Below are 19,943 nucleotides of genomic sequence, written 5' to 3' on the forward strand. Positions count from 1 at the left end.
GTCCCAATTGCGCCCCCATGGCCGCGAGAATTAAAGAAAATTCGCTAATCTGCCCCATCACCAACCCAGCCAATCCCAAAGTGCGGCGGCGAAATCCGGCCAATCCCAGCAACGCCATGATAATCACTGGTTTAACGAGCAAGCTAAAGGCGATCAATGCCAGTGCCGCAGGCCACAAATCAATCAATTGCTCCGGCAGTAGACGGGCGCCAAGATCGACAAAGAAAAATAACAGGAGAAAATCCCGCAGGGCTGTCAGCTTCGCGCCGACCGCTTCACGATAAGGCGTTGAAGCAAGCGCCACACCAGCAACAAAGGCGCCCACCTCATGACTGAACCCTAGAACATGACTGACTACCGCCACCAACAAAGCCCAGGCCAATGCGGTCAACATTAACAGTTCCCGGTAGCGGGCAAACCATTGAAACAGCTTGGGCAGGACAGTCTGGCTCAACAAGGCGATACCAATCAGCAACACCGCCCCCCTCACTGGCAACCACAGTAGATCCAAACCGACAAGTTCACCCTCCATGGTGGTCAGGGCCACCATCGCCAATACCACCACTAAATCCTGCACCAACAGGATTCCCAGGGCGGCACGGCCGTGGAGAGCGTCGATCTCGCCACGGTCAGAAAGCAGTTTGACAATCACCACGGTACTAGAGAATGCCAAAGCCAGACCAAGATAAGCGGCGTGCAGCGGCGTAAAATTCAGGATCAGCGCCAGGCCATATCCCAACCCACCGGTGACCGCCACTTGAATCAATCCGATAATGAGAATTCGCCAGCCCAAGACCTTCAGCAAATGAACATCCAGCTTTAAGCCGACGACGAACAATAGCAAGGTGATCCCCAAGCGGGCCATTAGATCCACTTGATCCTGGGCTTGTACCCAACCCAATACCGCCGGTCCCGCCACCACGCCAACGGCAATGTAGGCAATAATCAGAGGTTGGCGAAGAAACGCCCCCAATGCGCCAAAAACAGCGGCCATCACGAGGATAGCAGCGATTTCCGTGAAGATATCAGTCATTTAATGACCTTCATTCAGGGCAACGTCAGTTGAATGGCGGCGGTGGTTAATAATCAGAAATCATCACTTTGGCTAAGCGTGGCGCGGATCATTTCAATCCGCTTCCGGTTTGCGCCCAAATCGCTATGGCCCACCCGGGAAGCAGAGCGGAAATGGATGACTTTATCATCACGGTCGAGAAGAAATTCCACATCGTCAACAAAGCCAAACAGCTTGGAACGAAATTCAGCGCGCAGATAATTGTTCTTGGACTCGACGATGGTGGCATCTGGGAAAGACTTCAGTAGTTTCTGAAGCCTTTCCCAGACCTTTTCCGGCTCGTCGGTAAAAGCGATGGGTGGTAAATAATGGGTTTTATCGTTGGGGTTGGCGTGGCTGGAAACACAATTGGGAGAATCCGGACAAGGAAGCAGCCATCCGTATTTTAGTCCCAGGGTTGGGCGGGCCGTACTACTCCGTTGGGCAAGCCACCAGAAAACCACACTGACAAGCACCAAAATACCGATGCCGGCTCCAAGTGCTATCTTGAAATAAGCTCCGCTCATGGGTAGATCTCCTTGATGTTATTTCCTCCATTCTACTCTTTGTGTTGACTGCTTGAACGGGCAAACAATGAATGCCGGGCAGTATTATGAATGGCGGTCACGGCAGGATGCTTGAGGCGTTTTTCCAGGGAAATGACATAAAAGTGCTCGCGCACATCTTCCGTCCGGCCAATCACTTCCACTTGATACTGATGGATGACCTCATTTTCAATCACCGTGGGCGCATAAAAGATTCCCGCCCCCGCTTGGCCAAAGGCTTTCATCAGCGCGCTATCGGCGAATTCGCCCACCAGCCTGGGATGTATATTAAGATCCTCGAACCAGCGCCATAGCCTTTCCCGCAAGGCCGAATCGGCGGTCGCCATGAGCATGGGGGCGTTATTCATACTGTGGGGAAACCGCGTGAAATAAGCACCCACCATCGACGGCACTGCAAAAAAACTCACACCGCTTTCACCCAAAAGATGGTTAAATGCTTTTACTGGCATATCGGTGGGTAGCGGACGGTCACTCAGAATCAAGTCTAGCTTGTGGGCGGCAAGACCAGTAATGAGATTATCCAAACGATCTTCCCGGCATTGAATTCTAAATTTGTCCGGCAAAGTCAATGCGGGTTGGAGGAGGCGATAGGCTATCAGTTTGGGAAGGCAATCTGTTACCCCCACCGCAAATCTTCTAAAGTGCCCCTCGGTCTGCCGGTGTATGGCTTCGGTCAGTTCTTCCCCCAAGGCGAAAATCCTGTCGGCATAATCGAATACCGTCTTGCCCGGTTCTGTGAGCCTCATACCCCGGCCTTCGCGCTGGAGTAATTTGATGCCCAATCGCTCCTCCAAGCATTGGATTTGCCCACAGATGGTCTGCGGGGTTAAATGGAGCCGTTCCGCGGCGCGGGTCAGACTCGACTCTTGGGAAACCACCCAAAAGTAGTACAGGTGTTTGTAATTGAGTAAGCTCGCCATAATTTTCCGTTTTTCCGAAAATTAGTTGATTATAATTCGAATAACATCTGACCAACAATCCATTATCTTTATAGGTATTGCAAAAACAAAGGATAATCGTCATGAACTCTGGCAGGCATCACAGTGATGATGCGTTGAGCATCTGGAAGAATCTTAAATTTGATATCCCAGCCGGGATAGTGGTTTTCCTGGTAGCCGTCCCCCTATGTTTAGGGATTGCCTTGGCCTCGGGCGCGCCATTGTCATCGGGGATCATCGCCGGCATTGTGGGGGGATTGCTTGTTCCGCTAATCAGCCGCTCCCCTTTGGGGGTTTCCGGGCCCGCGGCGGGACTGGCGGTCATCGTCTATGAAGCTATTCAGCAACTGGGGTTTCAGCCATTTCTTCTGGCGGTAGTATTTGCCGGGCTGTTTCAAGTCGCGCTGGGCTATTTGCGCGCCGGGATTATCGCCTATTACTTTCCTTCGGCGGTCATCACCGGGATGCTGTCGGGTATTGGGATTATTATCTTCCTCAAACAAATCCCCCATGCCGTAGGCTATGACGCCGACTGGGAGGGGGATTTAGCCTTCCGCGAACCGGGCGATGAAACGACTTTCTCGGCCTTGCTCGACATGCTGAATGCCCTCCACCCCGGGGCGATTGTGATTGCTGCTGTTTCGTTGGCCATACTGATCTTCTGGGAACAGCCTGTCATGAAACGGCAGCGGATCTTCCAGCTAGTCCAGGGGCCATTGGTAGCCGTGCTGACGGGCGCGCTTCTAAATCTTGGTTTCCAGCAGTTTTTTCCCAACCTGGCACTGACTGTAGACCATCTGGTTCAACTCCCCTTGGCGGACGGTTTGAATGGCTTACGGGAATTTTTTACCTTGCCAGATTTTTCCGCATATTCCAACAAGGCCATCTACACTGTGGCGCTGACCATTGCCATCGTCGCCAGTCTGGAAACTTTGTTGTGTGTCGAGGCGACTGACAAACTCGATCCTTTTAAGCGGGTCACGCCCACCAATCGGGAATTGATTGCTCAAGGCGTAGCCAATTCGGTTTCTGGCTTAATTGGTGGATTGCCCATTACCCAAGTCATCGTACGCAGCTCCACCAATATACTTGCGGGCGGCCGCACCAAAGCCTCGGCGTTTATCCATGGGTTATTGCTGCTAATTGCCGCGTTACTGTTTCCCCATTTACTCAACATGATTCCGTTGGCCACCCTGGCAGCCATTTTGTTTGTGGTGGGCTACAAACTGGCCAAGCCGGAGCTGTTTGTGCGCATGTACCGGCAAGGCTGGTATCAATTTATTCCCTTCATGGTGACCATAATTGGCTTGGTTCTTACCGATCTTTTAACCGGTGTCGCCATCGGCATGGCGGTCGCTCTGTTTTTTATTCTGCTGGAACATTACAAAAACGGCCTTTATCTGCACGAATCTCATGAAGACAACAAGCTCATTCTACGCTTGGCGGAACAAGTGACTTTTTTGAACAAGGCCAACCTGCTGCGAACCCTCGATCGTATTCCGCCCCACTCGGAGGTAATCATTGACGGCTCTCAGACCCGCTACATCGATCACGACGTCTTGGAAATCATCGATAACTTCCGGGCCGAGGCGGCCGCGAAACATATTAAATTAACACTTATTGGACTTCCTATTGAAGGAAGCCTGCCTGCTGGTAGCTACGCTGTTATGTATCAATCTCAGGAGAAAGACCGTCATGAAGCTATTACAACATCTGTTTGAAAACAATCGCCGCTGGGTCGAGGAAGTTGAAAAGGAAAACCCGGGTTTCTTTCACCGTCTTGCCAAGGGCCAATCGCCGGAATATTTGTGGATTGGTTGTTCGGACAGCCGTATTCCCGCCAATGAAGTTGTTGGACTCATGCCGGGGGAGCTATTCGTTCATCGGAATGTGGCCAACCTGGTCATTCATACGGATATGAGCCTGCTTTCGGTACTCCAGTATGCGGTGGAAGTACTGCAAGTAAAACACGTGATCGTCTGTGGCCATTATGGCTGCGGTGGCGTGATTGGGGCGATGAAGGGTGAATCGTTAGGATTGATTGACAACTGGCTCCGTTTCATCAAGGACATATACCACCGCAACGAAGAAATACTAGATTCCATGCACGAACAGCAAAGGGCGGACCGGCTTTGTGAACTCAATGTGATTCAACAGGTAGCCAATCTTGTCCATACCACCATTGTCCAAGACGCCTGGCAGCGAGGACAGAATCTTGCCGTCCACGGTTGGATTTATGATATCAAAGACGGCAAATTGCGGGATCTGAACGTCTGCATCAGCGCGCCGGAACAATTGAATGAAGTTTATCGCATGGATGCGCGGATAGATTGAGCTCCAACCTAAATTTTGCCAGTGATTCGAGCACCGGGGGTGTCTGGAACATTAAATTCACAATTTGACAAGTGAATATTCAAGATTGACAAAATCTCCTCCTTTCAAGTAGTTATAGGTTGACAGAATCACCTTGTGGGGGAGGAGGAACATGCATGTTTTTATCACCGGCGGGACGGGCTTTATCGGCAGACATTTGTGTCGTTTATTGCTGGAAAACAATCACAAGTTAACGGTGTTAAGCCGCCAGCAAGATGCAAAAGTCCAGGCGATTTGCGGAGATGTGGCAGTACTGCACCAGCTTGAGGATTTAACGCCCGAACATCGTTTTGACGCTATTGTTAATCTTGCGGGCGAGCCGATTATCGGGCCCAGATGGACGGAAAAACGCAAGCAGGTTTTGTGGGATAGCCGGGTCACCCTGACGGAAAAGCTGGTGGCATGGATCGAAAAAGCCAATGTAAAACCGGAAGCGCTGGTTTCGGGCTCGGCCGTTGGCTATTACGGTGATCAAGGCGATAAAATTCTCGACGAAGACTCGCAGCCGGTTGCAGAGGGGTTTGGCCAGCGTCTATGCGCTGCTTGGGAAGAAGCCGCCCAAAAAAGCGAGAAATACGGCGTGCGGGTTTGCCGGATTCGCACCGGTTTGGTGATTGGCAAGGACGGCGGATTCCTGGCCAGAATGCTGCCGGCCTTCCGCCTGGGACTGGGGGGCAGAATTGGCGACGGCCGCCAGTGGATGTCGTGGATACATATCGAGGATCATATTCGCATGATGGATCGGCTGCTCAATGACGCCACCCTCACTGGACCTTTTAACCTGACGGCGCCCAATCCAGTCACCAATGCCGAATTCACCGCCACCTTGGCGCGTTTGCTGCGGCGGACCGCTTTGCTGCCGGTGCCCGCGCCGGTTTTGAAGCTGTTAATGGGAGAAATGGCGGCATTATTGCTTGGCAGTCAGCGGGTGATTCCAAGGCGGTTTCAGGAAATTCATTTCAAATTCCACTTTGATACGCTGGAATCGGCGCTTAGCGACGTGTTGGCAAAATAAGAAAACCGCTTAAACCGCAGCGACAAAGTCTGTTCCCCGCCCATCAACGTCGAGCAGTCCGCCCTTGCCGCTGCGCCGCAGGTTAACGGCGGCATTCAAAATAGGCAATAACCCTTCCGCCAGGGCGTAGCTTTTCCATTCGGATTCTGCCACCCATTCAGCTTCCAGCGCATCATCGCCTGGGATGGGCAAAGGCGCCGGGCCGTGTGCCAAAACGGCAAGAAAATCCACAATCAAATAGTGAAAACCTTCTATTCTCCTTTCAACCACGGCAATCACAGGACCCAACTGGATATTTTCTATGCCTGTTTCCTCCTTCACTTCCCGCACCACGGCATGACACAGCGATTCTCCCGGTTCCAAACGCCCACCAGGCGCATGCCATTTTCCCTGCGCGGGGGGACGGGCGCGGCGGATCAAAAGCACCCGATTGTGGGCATCAAACACCAAGGCGCTGACGCCAATGGCAGGTACTGGAGGAACACTCACCCTTTAAAATCCCGTCTCGCAAGGGACCTGAATCGGCTTTTGGGGAACGCGTAAACGCGGCCATCCAGGCCGCCAACATTCCCAAAAGCCAATCCAGGTTCCTTTACTAAATAGCAATCTATTTTGGGGTTCATTCTAATTCCTGCGATAGCCATACAGCCATCTGGCAGTGGTGGCGCCAATATTTCTGGCCGAATGCACGGCCCCGGCGGGGATAAACAATTCTTCCCCCGGCTTGGGATGATAAACCTTGCCGTCCACCTCAAATTCCATATCCCCTTCCAGAACCATTACCAACTCATCCACACCGTGAACAAAATCTTCCCATCGCTGGCCCGGGGGATCCGTCCACAAACTACAGCTAAACCCCCGTTCGTGCCAATCCTGGGTAACTTGATCGATTTCTTGCATCGTTCGTTCCTTCCTTCAACCCTCTTGCAGGCATTTATTTATTTGGCTGCGCACGCCGGCCTCATCAAAAGGCCAATCCAATTCCCAACCGCAATACCGGCACCGAAGCACCGGGATGCGCACGCCATATTGTTCATTCAAAAGATCATCCAACGCAATATCAATCGCTTCATAACGAAGCCCCAGTTGTTGCAAGATCGCCTGCGCCTGTTCACATAAGTGGCAGGCGTAAGTGCCATACAGTTGCCATTGACAGGTCATGCGGCCGACTCCGGCAGATCCCACAGTTTAGCAAGAATCTTTTCTCCGTAACGGGCAAGCTTGGCGCTGCCAATGCCATGAATTTGCGCCAGCTCCTCCATATCCCTGGGTTTATGGGCAACGATTTCCGCCAAGGTCGCATCGTTGAAAATAATATATGGGGGAACATTTTGCTCATCCGCCAGCCGCCTTCGCATGTGCCGCAAAGATTCCCACAAACGCTGATCGGCCGGTTCTTCCGGCGTGCCAGCCGGGACTCGTTTGGCCTTGGTCTGTGCCATTGCCACTTCCTTGCGGAATGCAATGGTTTCCTCTCCCCGCAGCAAGGGGCGGCATTTCTGTGTCAGCCGTAATCCACCATAGCCTTCCATGTCTACATATAAGTAACCGGCGGCAATCAATTGTCTGTACACTGATTTCCATTGTTGTTCGTTTAAATGGGCCCCGATGCCAAAAGTTGTCAACTGCTGATGGCCAAAGGATTCAATCCGCGCATTATTCTTACCCCGCAGCAAATCCACCAGGTAATTCACCCCAAAACGCTGACCGCTGCGGTAAACACAGGAGAGCGCCATTTGCGCCTCGCGGGTGCCATCCCAGGTATCCACTGGCGACAGGCAGTTATCACAGTTACCACACGGTTGGGATAACACCTCGCCAAAATACCCCAGCAAAACCTGACGGCGGCACCGGATGGTTTCACAGTAACCGAGCAGGGCTTCCAGCTTGTGTCGCTCGATGCGCTTAATCCGTTCATCAGCCTCGGATTGGTCCAGCAGTTGGCGCATGCTGACCACATCACCAAGGCCATAGGCCATCCAGGCGTCTGCCGGCAAGCCATCACGACCCGCCCGGCCAGTCTCCTGATAATAGGCTTCCATGCTTTTGGGCAGGTCCAGATGGGCCACGAAACGCACATCGGGCTTGTCGATTCCCATGCCGAAGGCGATGGTAGCCACCATCACGATGGCGTCTTCCCGCAGAAACCGCTCCTGATTGGCCGCGCGCTCTTCAGGGGGCAAACCGGCATGATAGGCCAGGGCCGGAATACCTTGCTGCATCAAAAAAGCGGCGGTTGATTCCACCTTGCGCCGGGACATGCAATAGACGATGCCGGCATGATTGGCGTGCTGGTTTTGGATAAACGCCAGCAATTGACGGCGGACATTATTCTTGGGCGTCACCTGGTAGCGGATATTGGGACGGTCGAAACTGGCAATAAAGACTTTGGCGGTCTCAAGCTTCAGGTGCTTAAGTATATCCTGGCGGGTCGGCACATCGGCAGTGGCCGTCAACGCCACCCGGGGCACGCCGGGAAATCTTTCGGCAATGACAGAAAGCCGCTGGTATTCGGGGCGGAAGTCGTGTCCCCATTGGGAAACGCAGTGGGCTTCGTCAATCGCGAACAAAGACAGAGGCGCCTGCTCCAGCAGGCTCAAAAACCCTTCCTGGCACAAGCGTTCCGGCGCCACATACACCAATTGATATTCACCGCGCGCCAATGCCGCTTCCCGCTGCCGGATTTCCTCCACCGGCAAGCTGGAATTGATGAACGCCGCCGCTATCCCTGCTTGACGCAAGGCACTGACTTGGTCTTGCATCAACGCAATCAGGGGAGACACCACCACGCCAGTGCCCGGCCTCTGCAGTGCCGGAATTTGATAACAAAGGCTTTTCCCACCCCCCGTTGGCATCAACACCAACGCATCCCCACCCGAGATCAGGTGTTCAATGATCGCTTGCTGCTGACCCCGGTAATTTTCATAACCGAAGACCGATTGGAGGATTGTGTGATGATTTTCGGCGCTTTCTACCATAACCAGGGAAATATGATTCGAGCCTAAAAATTTCTTGACAGTGTCAGTAACAATGATGGAATTGGTTTATTAGACGTCGGGAAACCAATAGAATGAAAACATTTTTGCGAAGCAGCTTTAGAAACATGGAGTATATAGAGTTTTTATCTTGCCCATCAACAATGGAGGCTCGCTTAATTTATCAAGCCAGAAACACTCCAAGCCTTACCACCTATCAGTTGGCGGAGAAGGGGGTGGGGGCGGCCATGGATGGCCGCTCCGGCCCCAAATTCATGGACGTATTTCGGTCCGGCAACCCCTTCCCCACCTCCGAAAAAGCAAATTGATAGATGGTGAGCACTCCGACTTTTCACGTTTTACCATGTCCGCTACATTCTAAGCTTTTTAATTTTTAACCTAGAAGAGCAAACAACAACACATGATTCACACAGGCGTCATCGCTGCCGGCCATCCTCAAACGGTCGAAGCCGCGGCAATTATTTTGGAAGCAGGCGGCAATGCTTTTGATGCGGTGGTCGCCGCTCATCTGGCCGCCTGTGTGAGTGAGCCGGTTTTGGCCTCCTTAGGCGGCGGGGGATATTTACTGGCGCGCAGAGGCGAAAATACCACGCTTTATGATTTCTTCGTCCAAACCCCAAAGCGAGCCAACCCGCCTGATCCTCTGGATTTTTTCCCGATAACCGCCGACTTCGGCACTACCCATCAGGAATTTCATATCGGCGCGGCTTCCATCGCCGTCCCTGGCGTGGTGAAGGGGTTGTTTACCATTCAAAGGGAACTGGGAAAGCTGCCCATGACCGTGGTCGCCGAGCCGGCAATTTCGCTGGCGCGCCAAGGCGTTGTCATCAATGCTTTTCATGCCTACATTTTCGAAGTCGTCGCGCCCATTTATCAGGTCTGCCCGAAAACCTTCGCTGCTTTCCAAAGCCCGCGCCATCCATCAAAACTTGTCCAGGAAGGGGATGTATTGGCGCTGCCTCAATTGGCGGATTTTATGGAACAATTGGCCAAAGAAGGGGATAACTGGTTTTACCAGGGCGAAATTGCCGACAGAATCGTCAACCTTTGCCAACAGAAAGGCGGATGGCCCGCTCGCCAAGATTTGGCCGCCTATGAAGTGGTCAAGCGGCAGCCTTTGGAATTTTGTTATCGCCATGCCCGGATTTTGACCAACCCGCCCCCCAGTTCCGGCGGAATATTAATCGCTTTTGCCTTGAAGTTATTGGAACACTTTGATGTGAATCGCAGCCAATTTGGCGAATACCGCTATCTCGACCTGTTGACCCGGGTACAAGACGTCACTCAAAGGGCGCGTCGCGATTATGACCTGGACGAGACCCACGCCGAGGCTGCTGGCCCGCCTCTGCTCAACCCGAATACAATTGCCCAATATCTGGCACCCTTAAGCTCACACCCTTTATGCCGCCGAGGTACTACGCACATTAGCATTATGGATAAAGAGGGCAATATCGCCAGCTTGACCACCAGCAATGGCGAAGGCTGTGGCTACATGATCCCGGGCACCGGGGTGATTCTCAATAATATGCTGGGGGAGGAGGATCTCAACCCCCATGGTTTTCATCAGTGGCAACCGAATTGCCGGATGACTTCCATGATGGCACCCACCTTGGCTTTATTGCCAAACAGCACCATCGCTTTGGGTTCGGGTGGTTCCAACCGCTTGCGCACTGCCATTTTGCAAACGCTCATCAACCTCATCGACTTCGAAATGCCCCTCGATCATGCCATCCAGGCTCCGCGGCTTCATTTTGAAAATGGCCTGCTGAATCTAGAAAACGGCTTTTCCGAAGCATCTCTTCAGGAACTTACCCAGCATTTTCCCAACTATAAAATTTGGCCGGGTAAAAACCTGTTCTTCGGCGGCGTCCATGCCGTGCAAACCCAAACCGATGGCTTTCATGGTTTTGGGGATCCGCGCCGGGGCGGTGCGGCCAAAGTTTTGTAAAACCGCCTTCCTCTTTTTCCGATATAATTTCATCAATTTACCCAGCAGCAGTTGATCCCATGACCAAACCCCAACCCAAAGCGGTGGCGCTGATCTCTGGCGGCCTGGATTCCATGCTGGCAGCCAAGGTAGTGATGGAACAGGGCGTTCACGTGGAAGGCATTAATTTTTTCACCGGCTTTTGCGTCGAGGGCCATACCCACGCCATCCGCAAAAAAGACCGGACCAAGCCCAAACGCAACAACGCCCTGTGGGTAGCGGAGCAACTGGGCATCAAGCTTCATATCGTCGATGTCATTGAAGAATACAAAGACGTATTGACCAACCCCAAGCACGGTTACGGCGCCAACCTGAATCCCTGCCTGGACTGCAAGATTTTCATGGTGGGCAAAGCCAAACAATGGATTCAAGAAAATGGCTTTGACTTCATCATCACCGGCGAGGTCATTGGCCAACGCCCCAAATCCCAACGCAAGGAAACCATGCCCATCGTGGCCCGGGAATCGGGGGCCGACGACCGGCTGCTCCGGCCGCTTTGCGCAAAAAATCTGCCGCCCACACTGCCGGAGCGGGAAGGCTGGGTGGATCGGGAAAAGCTCTACGGTTTTTCCGGCCGCACCCGCAAGCCACAAATGGAACTGGCCAAGCAATTCGGCTTTGTGGATTATGCCCAGCCCGCCGGCGGCTGCTGCTTTTTAACCGATGAAAACTATTCCCGCAAATTGTCCGATCTGTGGCAAGCACGCGGTAACAAGCAATACGAACTGGACGATATCATGCTCTTGAAAGTCGGCCGCCATATCCGCCCGGCGCCGCACTTCAAGCTGATTGTCGCCCGGGAAGAAGGGGAAGGCCGATTTCTGCAAGGCTACAAAAACCGCTTTACCCATCTGCAACCCATTAGCCATGGCGGTCCTTTGACTTTGATTGACGGCAATCCTTCGGACCAGGATTTGGAATTGGCCGCCCGTATTCTCGCCCGCTACAGCCAAGGGCGCGATGCAGACATGGTGGAAGTGGCAGCCACCCAAGCCGGCCAGACCCGCTCCTTCAGAGTCCCTCCCATGAAACCCCACGAAATTCCCGCGGAATGGATGCTATAACTCCCCATCGGATTGATGCCCGCGGACTGCTCTGCCCTTTGCCGGTCATCCGCCTCCAGGATGCCGCCAAAAGCCTGCCGCCCGATACTTTGGTGGAACTGATTGGCACCGATCCCGGGATTTTGAATGATGTGCCGGCCTGGTGCAGAATCAGTGGCCACCAGATACTCGAAAGCCGCGAGGAAAACGGCGAATTTCATATCCTGCTGAAACTAGGCGAATGAGCAACAACCGGGCCGAATTACTCAAAGCCAAACAACGCGTTACCCTGATCGGCGGTATCGCTAATCTGTTTTTGGCCGTAGGAAAAATCATCGCGGGCTATTACGGCCATTCCCAATCCTTGATTGTCGATGGCATTCACTCTTTTTCCGATCTGGCCACCGACGCTTTGATACTGATCACCTTCAAAATCTCCGGCCAAAGCGCCGATGAGTCTCACCCTTATGGCCACGGCCGCTTCGAAACCATTGCCACCGTCATTCTCGGTCTTTTTCTCGCCGCACTGGCGGGAGGCATTATTTGGGATGCCGCCAGGCGGCTCCAGGGAGAAGCGCCCCTCTGGCATCCTCATCCCTGGGCCTTGATTGCCGCTGGCGTTTCCATTTTGATTAAGGAAGGACTGTATCATTACACCGTTCATATCGCCCACCGGACCCGCTCTAAATTACTGCGCGCCAATGCCTGGCATCATCGAAGCGATGCCGTCTCTTCCATTGTCGTGCTCATTGGGGTTGCGGGCACGCTGTATGGTTATCAATTTGCTGATGCGGTAGCTGCCATTATTGTGGGATTGATGATTGCCAAAATCGGTCTTGGCCTGGTCATCGAAAGCGCCCGGGAATTGGTGGATACCGCCCTGCCCGCCCGCCGCGTCAAGCAAATTCACCAGGCTATCTTGGAATCGGAAGGCGTGGAATCCTTGCATTCCCTGCGCACCCGGCAAATGGCGGGGGAAGCTCTGGTGGATGTTCATATCCAGGTGCCCCCGGAGATTTCCGTCTCCGAGGGACATGCCATTGCCGACCGGGTTCGGGACAAACTATTGGAAGAGTTCGAAGAAATCAGCGATGTGACGGTCCACATCGACGCCGAGCTTGACCTGGAGCAAAGCCCTTCCAGCAAACTGCCTTTACGGAACGAGGTGCTTAAGGCACTTTGTCAGGCCTGGTCACATCTGCCTTACGTCAAACAAATCTCAAAAATCAATTTACATTATCTGGAAGGGCGCATTCGGGTAGAGGTTTATCTGCCTTTGTCCGTCATTACCCCGGAAAGATCGGCGGCAGAAATCATCCGGCAATTGCGCGACGCTGTGAAACAGTATAAATTTATCGATTTGGTTCAAGTTTACTTTATGGCTGAAGAGCAAAATCGCACCACAAAAGTGCAGAATGCACCGGAAACTTTCGCTCGCACTCAATAAAGCACCCATGAACCGATCGAAAAAGACAAGCCGCCCGCGGCACAATAATTGCTATAAACCCCGATAATGGGAACGATTGACTTTAACAATGAGGAGATAACCTATGTCCGTTGACAAAGTTTTTGAAATAATAAAAGACAAGGAAATCGAATTCGTCGATTTACGCTTTGCCGACACCCGGGGCAAAGAACAACATGTCACCGTCCCGGCCCACACCATCGACGAAGACTTCTTTGAAAACGGCAAAATGTTCGATGGTTCATCCATTGCCGGCTGGAAAAGCATCAACGAATCGGACATGATCTTGATGCCGGAGGCGGAAACCGCCGTGGTGGACCCCTTCTACGAAGCGCCGACCCTGATCATCCGCTGCGACATCGTCGAACCCTCCACCATGGAAGGTTACGAGCGCTGCCCACGCTCCTTGGCCAAACGCGCCGAAGCTTATATGCGATCCACCGGTATCGCCGATACCGCTTATTTTGGTCCGGAAAACGAATTTTTCGTCTTCGACGACGTGCGTTGGGCCGCTGACATTCACCGCTGCTTCTATGAAGTGGATTCATCCGAAGCCACCTGGAATACCGAAAAAGTCTATGAAGAAGGCAACATCGGTCACCGTCCCGGCCTGAAAGGCGGTTATTTCCCGGTGCCTCCGGTTGATTCTTTGCAGGACATGCGTTCGGCCATGTGCGAAACCTTGCAAGAAATGGGCGTCACCACTGAAGTCCACCACCACGAAGTAGCCACCGCAGGTCAGTGCGAGATCGGCTGTAAATTCAATACCCTGGTCAAAAAGGCCGACGAAGTATTGATCCTAAAATACGTGGTCATGAACGTGGCCCACGCTTTCGGCAAAACCGCCACCTTCATGCCCAAACCGCTGGTGGGGGATAACGGAAACGGCATGCACGTCCATCAATCCCTGTCCAAAGACGGCACCAATATCTTTACTGGCGATTTGTACGGCGGCCTGTCTGAAACCGCGCTTTTTTATATCGGCGGCATCCTTAAGCACGCCAAGGCCCTGAATGCTTTCACCAATGCTTCCACCAACAGTTACAAGCGGTTGGTGCCCGGCTTTGAAGCACCAGTGATGCTGGCTTATTCAGCCCGGAACCGTTCCGCTTCCATCCGCGTGCCCTTTATCGCCAACCCCAAAGCGCGTCGGATTGAAGTCCGCTTCCCCGATTCCACCGCCAACCCTTATTTCGCTTTCGCAGCCATGTTGATGGCGGGGCTGGACGGCATTCAGAACAAGATCCATCCGGGCGACGCCATGGACAAAGACCTTTACGACCTGCCGCCGGAAGAAGAAAAGGCCATCCCCAAAGTATGCTTTTCCTTCGATGAAGCCTTACAGGCTTTGAGCGATGACCGCGACTTCCTCAAAGCCGGCGGCGTCTTCACCGACGACATGATTGATGCGTACATCGACCTTCGCAACGAAGAAATCACCCGTCTGCGGATGAGCACCCATCCGGTGGAATTAGATATGTACTACAGCCTGTAATTTTCTCAAGACTATCACCAAGAAAAAGCCCCGGGAAACCGGGGCTTTTTCATATGCCTGGAAGCAAAAGTTCTTGATTTAAACAAAGGAGAGCAAGAATTGGAGGCTGCGGTCGGAATCGAACCGGCGTACACGGCTTTGCAGGCCGCTGCATAACCACTCTGCCACGCAGCCATTTCTTTTTTGGAATCTAAGAAATTCATCCATGAATTCTTAGAATATAAAAAACAAAAAGTGCGATTTTCGTTTTTTATACAAAATCATTTGCTTGGCGCAAATGATTTTGTCGGCACATCCCTGTACCGAAGGAATCTCGTAATGAATAAGAGATTCCTAAGATGAAAAAAGCCGCATCCAACGCGGCCGGTATCGAAAACTTGGAGCGGGAAACGGGATTCGAACCCGCGACCCCAACCTTGGCAAGGTTGTGCTCTACCAACTGAGCTATTCCCGCGTTGATTGATCCGTTATTTTAACTATTTCCCCGTTACTGTCAAGCAGAAGCTTTTCTAACGGTCTGTTTTTTTATGCTGTCCAAACAGCAGCCCGGTCAAACCCATGCCAGAAAGCATGAATAGGGTGGAAGCCGGTAAAGGAACTGGCGGCAGATCATCGAGGCAGCAGTCTAAGGATCCAAAAACCAGCAACCTTTCACAAGAGACCGGGGCCGCCTTGCGAAAATGAACGGCCGTCCACAGCGCATTATCCGAGGGGGCTTGAGTGCCTTAGCGCTGCGCGGAGTGAACGCCGGTCAGGGTCAATTGATACTCGATGGCATCCCTTTGTACAGTTCCGTTCCGGGTAATGTGGTCTATAATCAAATCCATCCGGGCCAGGCTTGTCCAACAAACGGTACAGATCGCGGAGCTGAGCGACGGGGAAGGAAAGCAACCAAGCCAGACCGGCAAGAGATGAGTCACAATTCCGGCAGCGCTTAGGCTAACCGAAGGGTATGAAGGCTAGATAACATGACAATCTACGAACGTCTACGGAATAAACGGGGCGCCGCCTATCAAGACGCTGGAGTCGAATCTCCGTTCTGCCGGCCCGTTCAGAGCCGCCAGAACGGAAGTCTCTCAGCTCCGCGTTATCAGGAACACCGGCAGCGAACGCGTAGCGTCTGAAATGAAAGCAGAACAAGAAATCTGGCCGCGTTTGGGCGGGATCGACACCCAGCTAGGGAACCACAGTCTGGCGGAGGTTCTGCGAAGTATTCTGGAAACCATTCTGCAATTACCCTGGTTGGCGATGGATGCCGGCGGGATCTTCCTCAATCATCCCCGGGAAAAGCGTTTGGAGCTGCTGACCCAAATCAATTTCACGCCTTACATCGCCGGCACCTGCAGCCAGGTCCGTCATGGACATTGTCTGTGCGGCCGGGTCGCCCAGACAGGGCGGTTGCTGCATGTGGACTGTGTGGACGAGCGTCACGAGACCCAGTATGAGGGGATGTCCAATCATGGCCATTATGTGGTGCCGATCCGCTGGGAGGACGAGGTGGTCGGCATCATGGTTCTATACGTGGCGGTTCATCATCCCTGCGATGAGGACGAAGTCAAGGTTCTCGAGGACTTTGCGGATCTAATCGGGCTGCTGATCCATACTTGGCGGATCCGTCAGGATATGGCACTAGCAGACCGGATCCTGATACACAGCAGCCACGGCATTTTGATTACCGATGACCGGTTGCGGATCCAATGGGTCAACCGGGCACTGGAGCACATCTCCGGCTATCGCCTCGAGGAGCTTGTCGGCATGACCCCAGGGATCTTCGCTTCCGGCCGCCACGATTCGGCGTTTTACAAAGCGATGTGGCACCGGATCGAAGCTGAGGGCCGTTGGGAAGGAGAGATCTGGAACCGAAACCGGGCCGGCGACATCCATCCCCACTGGCTGAGCGTTCTTTCTCTCAAGGATCAGGATGGAAAAACGCTGCAATATGCCGGTCTGTACGTGGATCTGTCGGAGATCAAGGCTGCCCAGGAGAGAATCCATCACCTGGCCTACTTCGACGAAGTGACTGGCCTGCCCAACCTGAACTGGCTCAAGGGGTTGCTGCCGGGCCAGCTGGAGAGCCTTGGCGACGGCGGACATTTGTTTCTGTTGTTGTTGAGTGCGACGCATTTTCAGGAAATCAACGGGGTCTTGGGACACAACGTCGGGGATGCCGTGTTGCGGGAGATCACCCGGCGTCTGAGCGAGGCGGTCAGGAGCGGAAAAATCGTCCGCACAGGTACCGATGAATTCGCGGTGGTCTGGCATGGTTCGGATGCGCCCGAGTCCGCGATTCTGCGGCAGATCCATCGGCTGGAAAGGTGTTTAGCGGTGCCTTTCCAGCATGCCTATCAGTCGTTGGACCTTCGCTGCCGCATGGGGGCGGGTTGGTGCCGGAGCGGGGACTTGGATGTCGAAATCCTGCTGAAGCAGGCTTCAACGGCACTGGCCGCTTGTAAGCGGCAGACGAGCGATTCTGGTTATTTGATCTACAGCGAAGCGCTAGGAGAAAAGGTTCGCCAACGACAGCATCTGGCCGGCCTGTTAATTCACGCTGTCGAACGACGGGAACTGTCGTTGCGTTTCCAACCGCAGGTGGACGTTCATGGCCGGCTGGTCGGGGCGGAGGTGTTGCTGCGCTGGGAGAATGGCGAGTATGGCGCCGTGCCACCGGATCTGTTCATCCCTCTGGCGGAGGAAGGGGGCCAGATCATCGAAATCGGCACCTGGGTGTTCGAGGAAACCTTACGTCATCTGCACTGCTGGCACGAAAGACAGGTTTTCGCATATGACGCCTTTCCGCGCGTGGCGATCAATCTGTCCCCCTTGCAACTGATGTCGCCGCATGTGGTCCGGCACTTCATCGAGACCTGCCGGCTGTGCGGGGAACCGGCCGATTCGATCGAGTTGGAGGTGACCGAATCCAGCATGGAGCATTATTTCGATCTCATGGTGCGACAAGTCCGCCAACTGGCGGCCGGTGGTTTCAAGATCGCCATCGACGATTTCGGCACCGGCCATTCATCCCTGGCCCGTCTGCAGCAGTTCCCCCTGCACGTGCTCAAGATCGACCGCAGTTTCGTGACCAACATGGCGTTGGCTGATTCGCACGTCACCTTGATCCGGTCAATCGTCGATATGGCGCACGGTCTGGGTTTGAAAGTGGTGGTCGAGGGAGTGGAGACGCCGGAGCAGTATGCAACTCTGAGCGCCCTGGGATGTGATTATTTTCAAGGCTATTTTTTTAGTCCTCCCTTGACCGAAACCGAGTTCCTGCATTGGGCCGCCGAGCGTCGGCGGGAGCTGGAAGCGGTGGATTGACTGGGCCCTTGAGTTTTCTATCGATTGTCTACATCTCCATGGCGTTTTCCTCGACCCATCCGGGTTGCCAGCACAGCAATCTTCAACCTTGCTTCCCGCTCACTGATCTTATGACTATTGAATTTCATGAGGATTTCAACCAGATCAGGGTAGATTCTGGTCATGACACGGTCGGTGTTGTTGCGATTGCGGCCAAAGAAATGGTGGGTGATGATCACGGCGACTTCGTTGCGGATGGCTTCTGCGGGAGGCAGATCCAAAGGATTGGGTACATCCCTTATACCATTATTGTCCGTGAAGTCTGTTTGCGACAGATCAGCCATCGCCTGAAGCCAGGCACCATTGCCGAGAATGGAATAGGTCTGGTCCGTATAACGATTGATCATCCTGTGGATCATCAGCCGGGCCGTCATTTCATCAATGATTCCCCAGCGAAACAAGGCGAAGACCCCCATGACCGAATCGGCAGGATCTGCAGCATTGAAGAACCAGTTAGGATTGCGGGAATAGAGCTGATCATCTGCCAGAACATCGTCGCCGTTGAACCAGTGATGGGTGATCAGCCAGCGGGTGGCGTTGACCGCTGTGAACCCCAGATGGCCATCAGTGTCGTTTTTGTCTGGCAGTTCCCCGGTTTCGCCATGTCCGTCCTGTTGGATCAGTCGTCCCCGATACCATTCTTCACCTAGGGTGACCAGTTTGGGGAACCAGAACCCGTGGGTGATGGGAGTTCTGACGTGGGGATTGGTATCCAGGCGATGCAGGTTCTTTTCATGGGAAACGGCAGGCTGGACCGATAGTAGGCACAGTGACAGGATTATCACCAGAATTTTGATGAAACGGGTATGTATATTCATGGCGCTCTCCTTTCGTAATGATTTGGGATTGTCGAAGATGGTAATGAGGGGCATAATGCAATCTCTCCGACTTTGACAGGCTAAAGGCCGTAGCAGGGTACGAAGTCAAGGCTTTTTGATCTGACAGCACTAGAGAACCCGTCATGCAAATCCCCACTGAACCCATCGGCAGCATCCCAAGACCACCACAGCTTCTGGACGCCCTGCAGGCTTTTCGTGCAGGCGACCTGTCTCGGGAGGAACTGGAATGCATCCAGATCGAGGCGCTTCGAGATACTATCCGTCGCTTCGAGGCCACCGGATCACCGGTGATCAGCGACGGTGAGCAGGCCAAGCCCAGTTTCGCCACTTACCCTCTCGACGGCCTCGACAACATCGCCCCAGACGGGGTGAAGATCGTCTTTGCAGACGGCCATAGCCGCCGTTTGCCACGCCTGACCGAGGGTCCTTTCCGTTATGGAACCCACGCTGAAAATTATCTGCGCGCCGCCCAGCGATTCGCCCACGTACCGGTCAAGCAGGCGGTTATTGCACCCTCTGCCCTGAGCCTCCTCTATCCTGAGGAAGGCATCGAAGGTTATCCGAGAGAGGCTTTTCTGGAAGATCTGGTCCGGGAAGCTGTGGAGGACATCCGCGGCTGTCTGCAGGCTGGGGCTCACCGGGTGCAGCTTGATTTCACCGAGGGGCGGCTGGCGGTCAAGTTAGATCCCTCCGGGCAGTTGCTGCGGGCATTCATTGATCTGAACAACCGGGTGCTGGCCCGGTTCTCTGCCGAGGAACGTCACCGCATCGGCGTCCACACCTGCCCGGGGGGCGATCAGGACTCTACCCACAGTGCCGAC

The 19,943-nt window shown here is 53.6% G+C and carries 17 protein-coding genes and 2 tRNA genes; 10 read left to right on the forward strand and 9 right to left on the reverse strand.

Going from position 1 to position 19,943, the window contains the following annotated elements:
* Positions 1 to 1,086: 1,086 nt before the first annotated feature.
* Both AXA67_03625 and AXA67_03630 read right to left on the reverse strand, forming a co-directional pair.
* Positions 1,087 to 1,515, reverse strand: coding sequence for a hypothetical protein (locus AXA67_03625; GenBank protein KXJ41916.1), 429 nt, complete (start codon positions 1,513 to 1,515; stop codon positions 1,087 to 1,089).
* Positions 1,516 to 1,610: 95 nt separating this feature from the next.
* Positions 1,611 to 2,537 (reverse strand): LysR family transcriptional regulator, encoded by a 927-nt coding sequence (locus AXA67_03630; protein KXJ41890.1) that lies wholly within the window; start codon positions 2,535 to 2,537, stop codon positions 1,611 to 1,613.
* A 101-nt stretch (positions 2,538 to 2,638) separates the two neighbouring features.
* Here AXA67_03630 and AXA67_03635 point away from each other — a divergent pair, with 101 nt between their 5' ends.
* From AXA67_03635 to AXA67_03645, 3 genes are all read left to right on the forward strand, one after another.
* The gene (locus AXA67_03635) at positions 2,639 to 4,276 is read left to right on the forward strand and encodes a hypothetical protein (protein ID KXJ41891.1); all 1,638 of its coding nucleotides are present in this window, start codon (positions 2,639 to 2,641) and stop codon (positions 4,274 to 4,276) included.
* Entirely contained in the window at positions 4,251 to 4,889 is a 639-nt protein-coding gene (locus AXA67_03640) for a carbonic anhydrase (GenBank protein KXJ41892.1), read from the forward strand. The genes AXA67_03635 and AXA67_03640 overlap by 26 nt, the downstream gene beginning before the upstream one ends.
* 151 nt (positions 4,890 to 5,040) lie before the next feature.
* Positions 5,041 to 5,943: an epimerase gene (locus tag AXA67_03645; GenBank protein KXJ41893.1), complete on the forward strand. Its 903-nt coding sequence runs from the start codon at positions 5,041 to 5,043 to the stop codon at positions 5,941 to 5,943.
* 9 nt (positions 5,944 to 5,952) lie between these two features.
* Here the strand turns inward: AXA67_03645 and AXA67_03650 are convergent, their stop codons facing one another.
* From AXA67_03650 to AXA67_03665, 4 genes are all read right to left on the reverse strand, one after another.
* Positions 5,953 to 6,432 carry a hypothetical protein gene (locus AXA67_03650; protein ID KXJ41894.1) on the reverse strand — a complete coding sequence of 160 codons (480 nt, stop codon included), beginning with the start codon at positions 6,430 to 6,432 and terminating at the stop codon, positions 5,953 to 5,955.
* Positions 6,433 to 6,567: 135 nt separating this feature from the next.
* Complete coding sequence (locus AXA67_03655; GenBank protein KXJ41895.1) at positions 6,568 to 6,843, reverse strand: cupin domain-containing protein; 276 nt, start codon at positions 6,841 to 6,843, stop codon at positions 6,568 to 6,570.
* Between the two features lie 15 nt (positions 6,844 to 6,858).
* Positions 6,859 to 7,104 carry a hypothetical protein gene (locus tag AXA67_03660; GenBank protein KXJ41896.1) on the reverse strand — a complete coding sequence of 82 codons (246 nt, stop codon included), beginning with the start codon at positions 7,102 to 7,104 and terminating at the stop codon, positions 6,859 to 6,861.
* Positions 7,101 to 8,921 (reverse strand): ATP-dependent DNA helicase RecQ, encoded by a 1,821-nt coding sequence (locus AXA67_03665; protein KXJ41897.1) that lies wholly within the window; start codon positions 8,919 to 8,921, stop codon positions 7,101 to 7,103. The genes AXA67_03660 and AXA67_03665 overlap by 4 nt, the downstream gene beginning before the upstream one ends.
* 418 nt (positions 8,922 to 9,339) lie before the next feature.
* Between AXA67_03665 and AXA67_03670 the strand changes: the two genes are divergently transcribed.
* From AXA67_03670 to glnA, 5 genes are all read left to right on the forward strand, one after another.
* Entirely contained in the window at positions 9,340 to 10,887 is a 1,548-nt protein-coding gene (locus AXA67_03670) for a hypothetical protein (GenBank protein ID KXJ41898.1), read from the forward strand.
* A 59-nt stretch (positions 10,888 to 10,946) separates the two neighbouring features.
* Positions 10,947 to 11,990 (forward strand): tRNA (5-methylaminomethyl-2-thiouridylate)-methyltransferase, encoded by a 1,044-nt coding sequence (locus AXA67_03675; GenBank protein KXJ41899.1) that lies wholly within the window; start codon positions 10,947 to 10,949, stop codon positions 11,988 to 11,990.
* Entirely contained in the window at positions 11,987 to 12,214 is a 228-nt protein-coding gene (locus AXA67_03680; GenBank protein KXJ41917.1) for a SirA family protein, read from the forward strand. The genes AXA67_03675 and AXA67_03680 overlap by 4 nt, the downstream gene beginning before the upstream one ends.
* Positions 12,211 to 13,416 (forward strand): hypothetical protein, encoded by a 1,206-nt coding sequence (locus tag AXA67_03685; protein KXJ41900.1) that lies wholly within the window; start codon positions 12,211 to 12,213, stop codon positions 13,414 to 13,416. Before AXA67_03680 ends, AXA67_03685 begins: the two co-directional genes overlap by 4 nt.
* Before the next feature lie 103 nt (positions 13,417 to 13,519).
* Positions 13,520 to 14,929 (forward strand): glutamine synthetase, encoded by a 1,410-nt coding sequence (gene glnA, locus AXA67_03690; protein KXJ41901.1) that lies wholly within the window; start codon positions 13,520 to 13,522, stop codon positions 14,927 to 14,929.
* Positions 14,930 to 15,029: 100 nt separating this feature from the next.
* Here glnA and AXA67_03695 read toward each other — a convergent pair.
* Positions 15,030 to 15,103: transfer RNA gene (locus AXA67_03695), tRNA-Cys, on the reverse strand.
* Positions 15,104 to 15,307: 204 nt separating this feature from the next.
* Positions 15,308 to 15,383, reverse strand: a tRNA-Gly gene (locus AXA67_03700).
* Positions 15,384 to 16,054: 671 nt separating this feature from the next.
* Between AXA67_03700 and AXA67_03705 the strand changes: the two genes are divergently transcribed.
* On the forward strand, positions 16,055 to 18,244 hold the full coding sequence (locus tag AXA67_03705) for a hypothetical protein (protein KXJ41902.1): 2,190 nt from the start codon (positions 16,055 to 16,057) through the stop codon (positions 18,242 to 18,244).
* A gap of 17 nt (positions 18,245 to 18,261) precedes the next feature.
* Here AXA67_03705 and AXA67_03710 read toward each other — a convergent pair whose 3' ends face one another.
* The gene (locus AXA67_03710) at positions 18,262 to 19,101 is read right to left on the reverse strand and encodes a hypothetical protein (GenBank protein KXJ41903.1); all 840 of its coding nucleotides are present in this window, start codon (positions 19,099 to 19,101) and stop codon (positions 18,262 to 18,264) included.
* A gap of 143 nt (positions 19,102 to 19,244) precedes the next feature.
* Between AXA67_03710 and AXA67_03715 the strand changes: the two genes are divergently transcribed.
* A partial coding sequence (locus AXA67_03715; GenBank protein KXJ41904.1) for a 5-methyltetrahydropteroyltriglutamate--homocysteine methyltransferase occupies positions 19,245 to 19,943 on the forward strand: 699 nt, incomplete at its 3' end.

Source organism: Methylothermaceae bacteria B42, assembly GCA_001566965.1.
In the GTDB taxonomy this organism is placed as follows: Bacteria; Pseudomonadota; Gammaproteobacteria; order Methylococcales; family Methylothermaceae; genus Methylohalobius.

Coding starts and splice junctions, on each gene's coding strand:
- AXA67_03710 (KXJ41903.1), bottom strand. CDS start 19,101: ATGAATATACATACCCGTTTCATCAAAATTCTGGTGATAATCCTGTCA.
- AXA67_03705 (KXJ41902.1), top strand. CDS start 16,055: ATGAAAGCAGAACAAGAAATCTGGCCGCGTTTGGGCGGGATCGACACC.
- AXA67_03655 (KXJ41895.1), bottom strand. CDS start 6,843: ATGCAAGAAATCGATCAAGTTACCCAGGATTGGCACGAACGGGGGTTT.
- AXA67_03630 (KXJ41890.1), bottom strand. CDS start 2,537: ATGGCGAGCTTACTCAATTACAAACACCTGTACTACTTTTGGGTGGTT.
- AXA67_03635 (KXJ41891.1), top strand. CDS start 2,639: ATGAACTCTGGCAGGCATCACAGTGATGATGCGTTGAGCATCTGGAAG.
- AXA67_03645 (KXJ41893.1), top strand. CDS start 5,041: ATGCATGTTTTTATCACCGGCGGGACGGGCTTTATCGGCAGACATTTG.
- AXA67_03675 (KXJ41899.1), top strand. CDS start 10,947: ATGACCAAACCCCAACCCAAAGCGGTGGCGCTGATCTCTGGCGGCCTG.
- AXA67_03685 (KXJ41900.1), top strand. CDS start 12,211: ATGAGCAACAACCGGGCCGAATTACTCAAAGCCAAACAACGCGTTACC.
- AXA67_03665 (KXJ41897.1), bottom strand. CDS start 8,921: ATGGTAGAAAGCGCCGAAAATCATCACACAATCCTCCAATCGGTCTTC.
- glnA (KXJ41901.1), top strand. CDS start 13,520: ATGTCCGTTGACAAAGTTTTTGAAATAATAAAAGACAAGGAAATCGAA.
- AXA67_03640 (KXJ41892.1), top strand. CDS start 4,251: ATGAAGCTATTACAACATCTGTTTGAAAACAATCGCCGCTGGGTCGAG.
- AXA67_03660 (KXJ41896.1), bottom strand. CDS start 7,104: ATGACCTGTCAATGGCAACTGTATGGCACTTACGCCTGCCACTTATGT.
- AXA67_03670 (KXJ41898.1), top strand. CDS start 9,340: ATGATTCACACAGGCGTCATCGCTGCCGGCCATCCTCAAACGGTCGAA.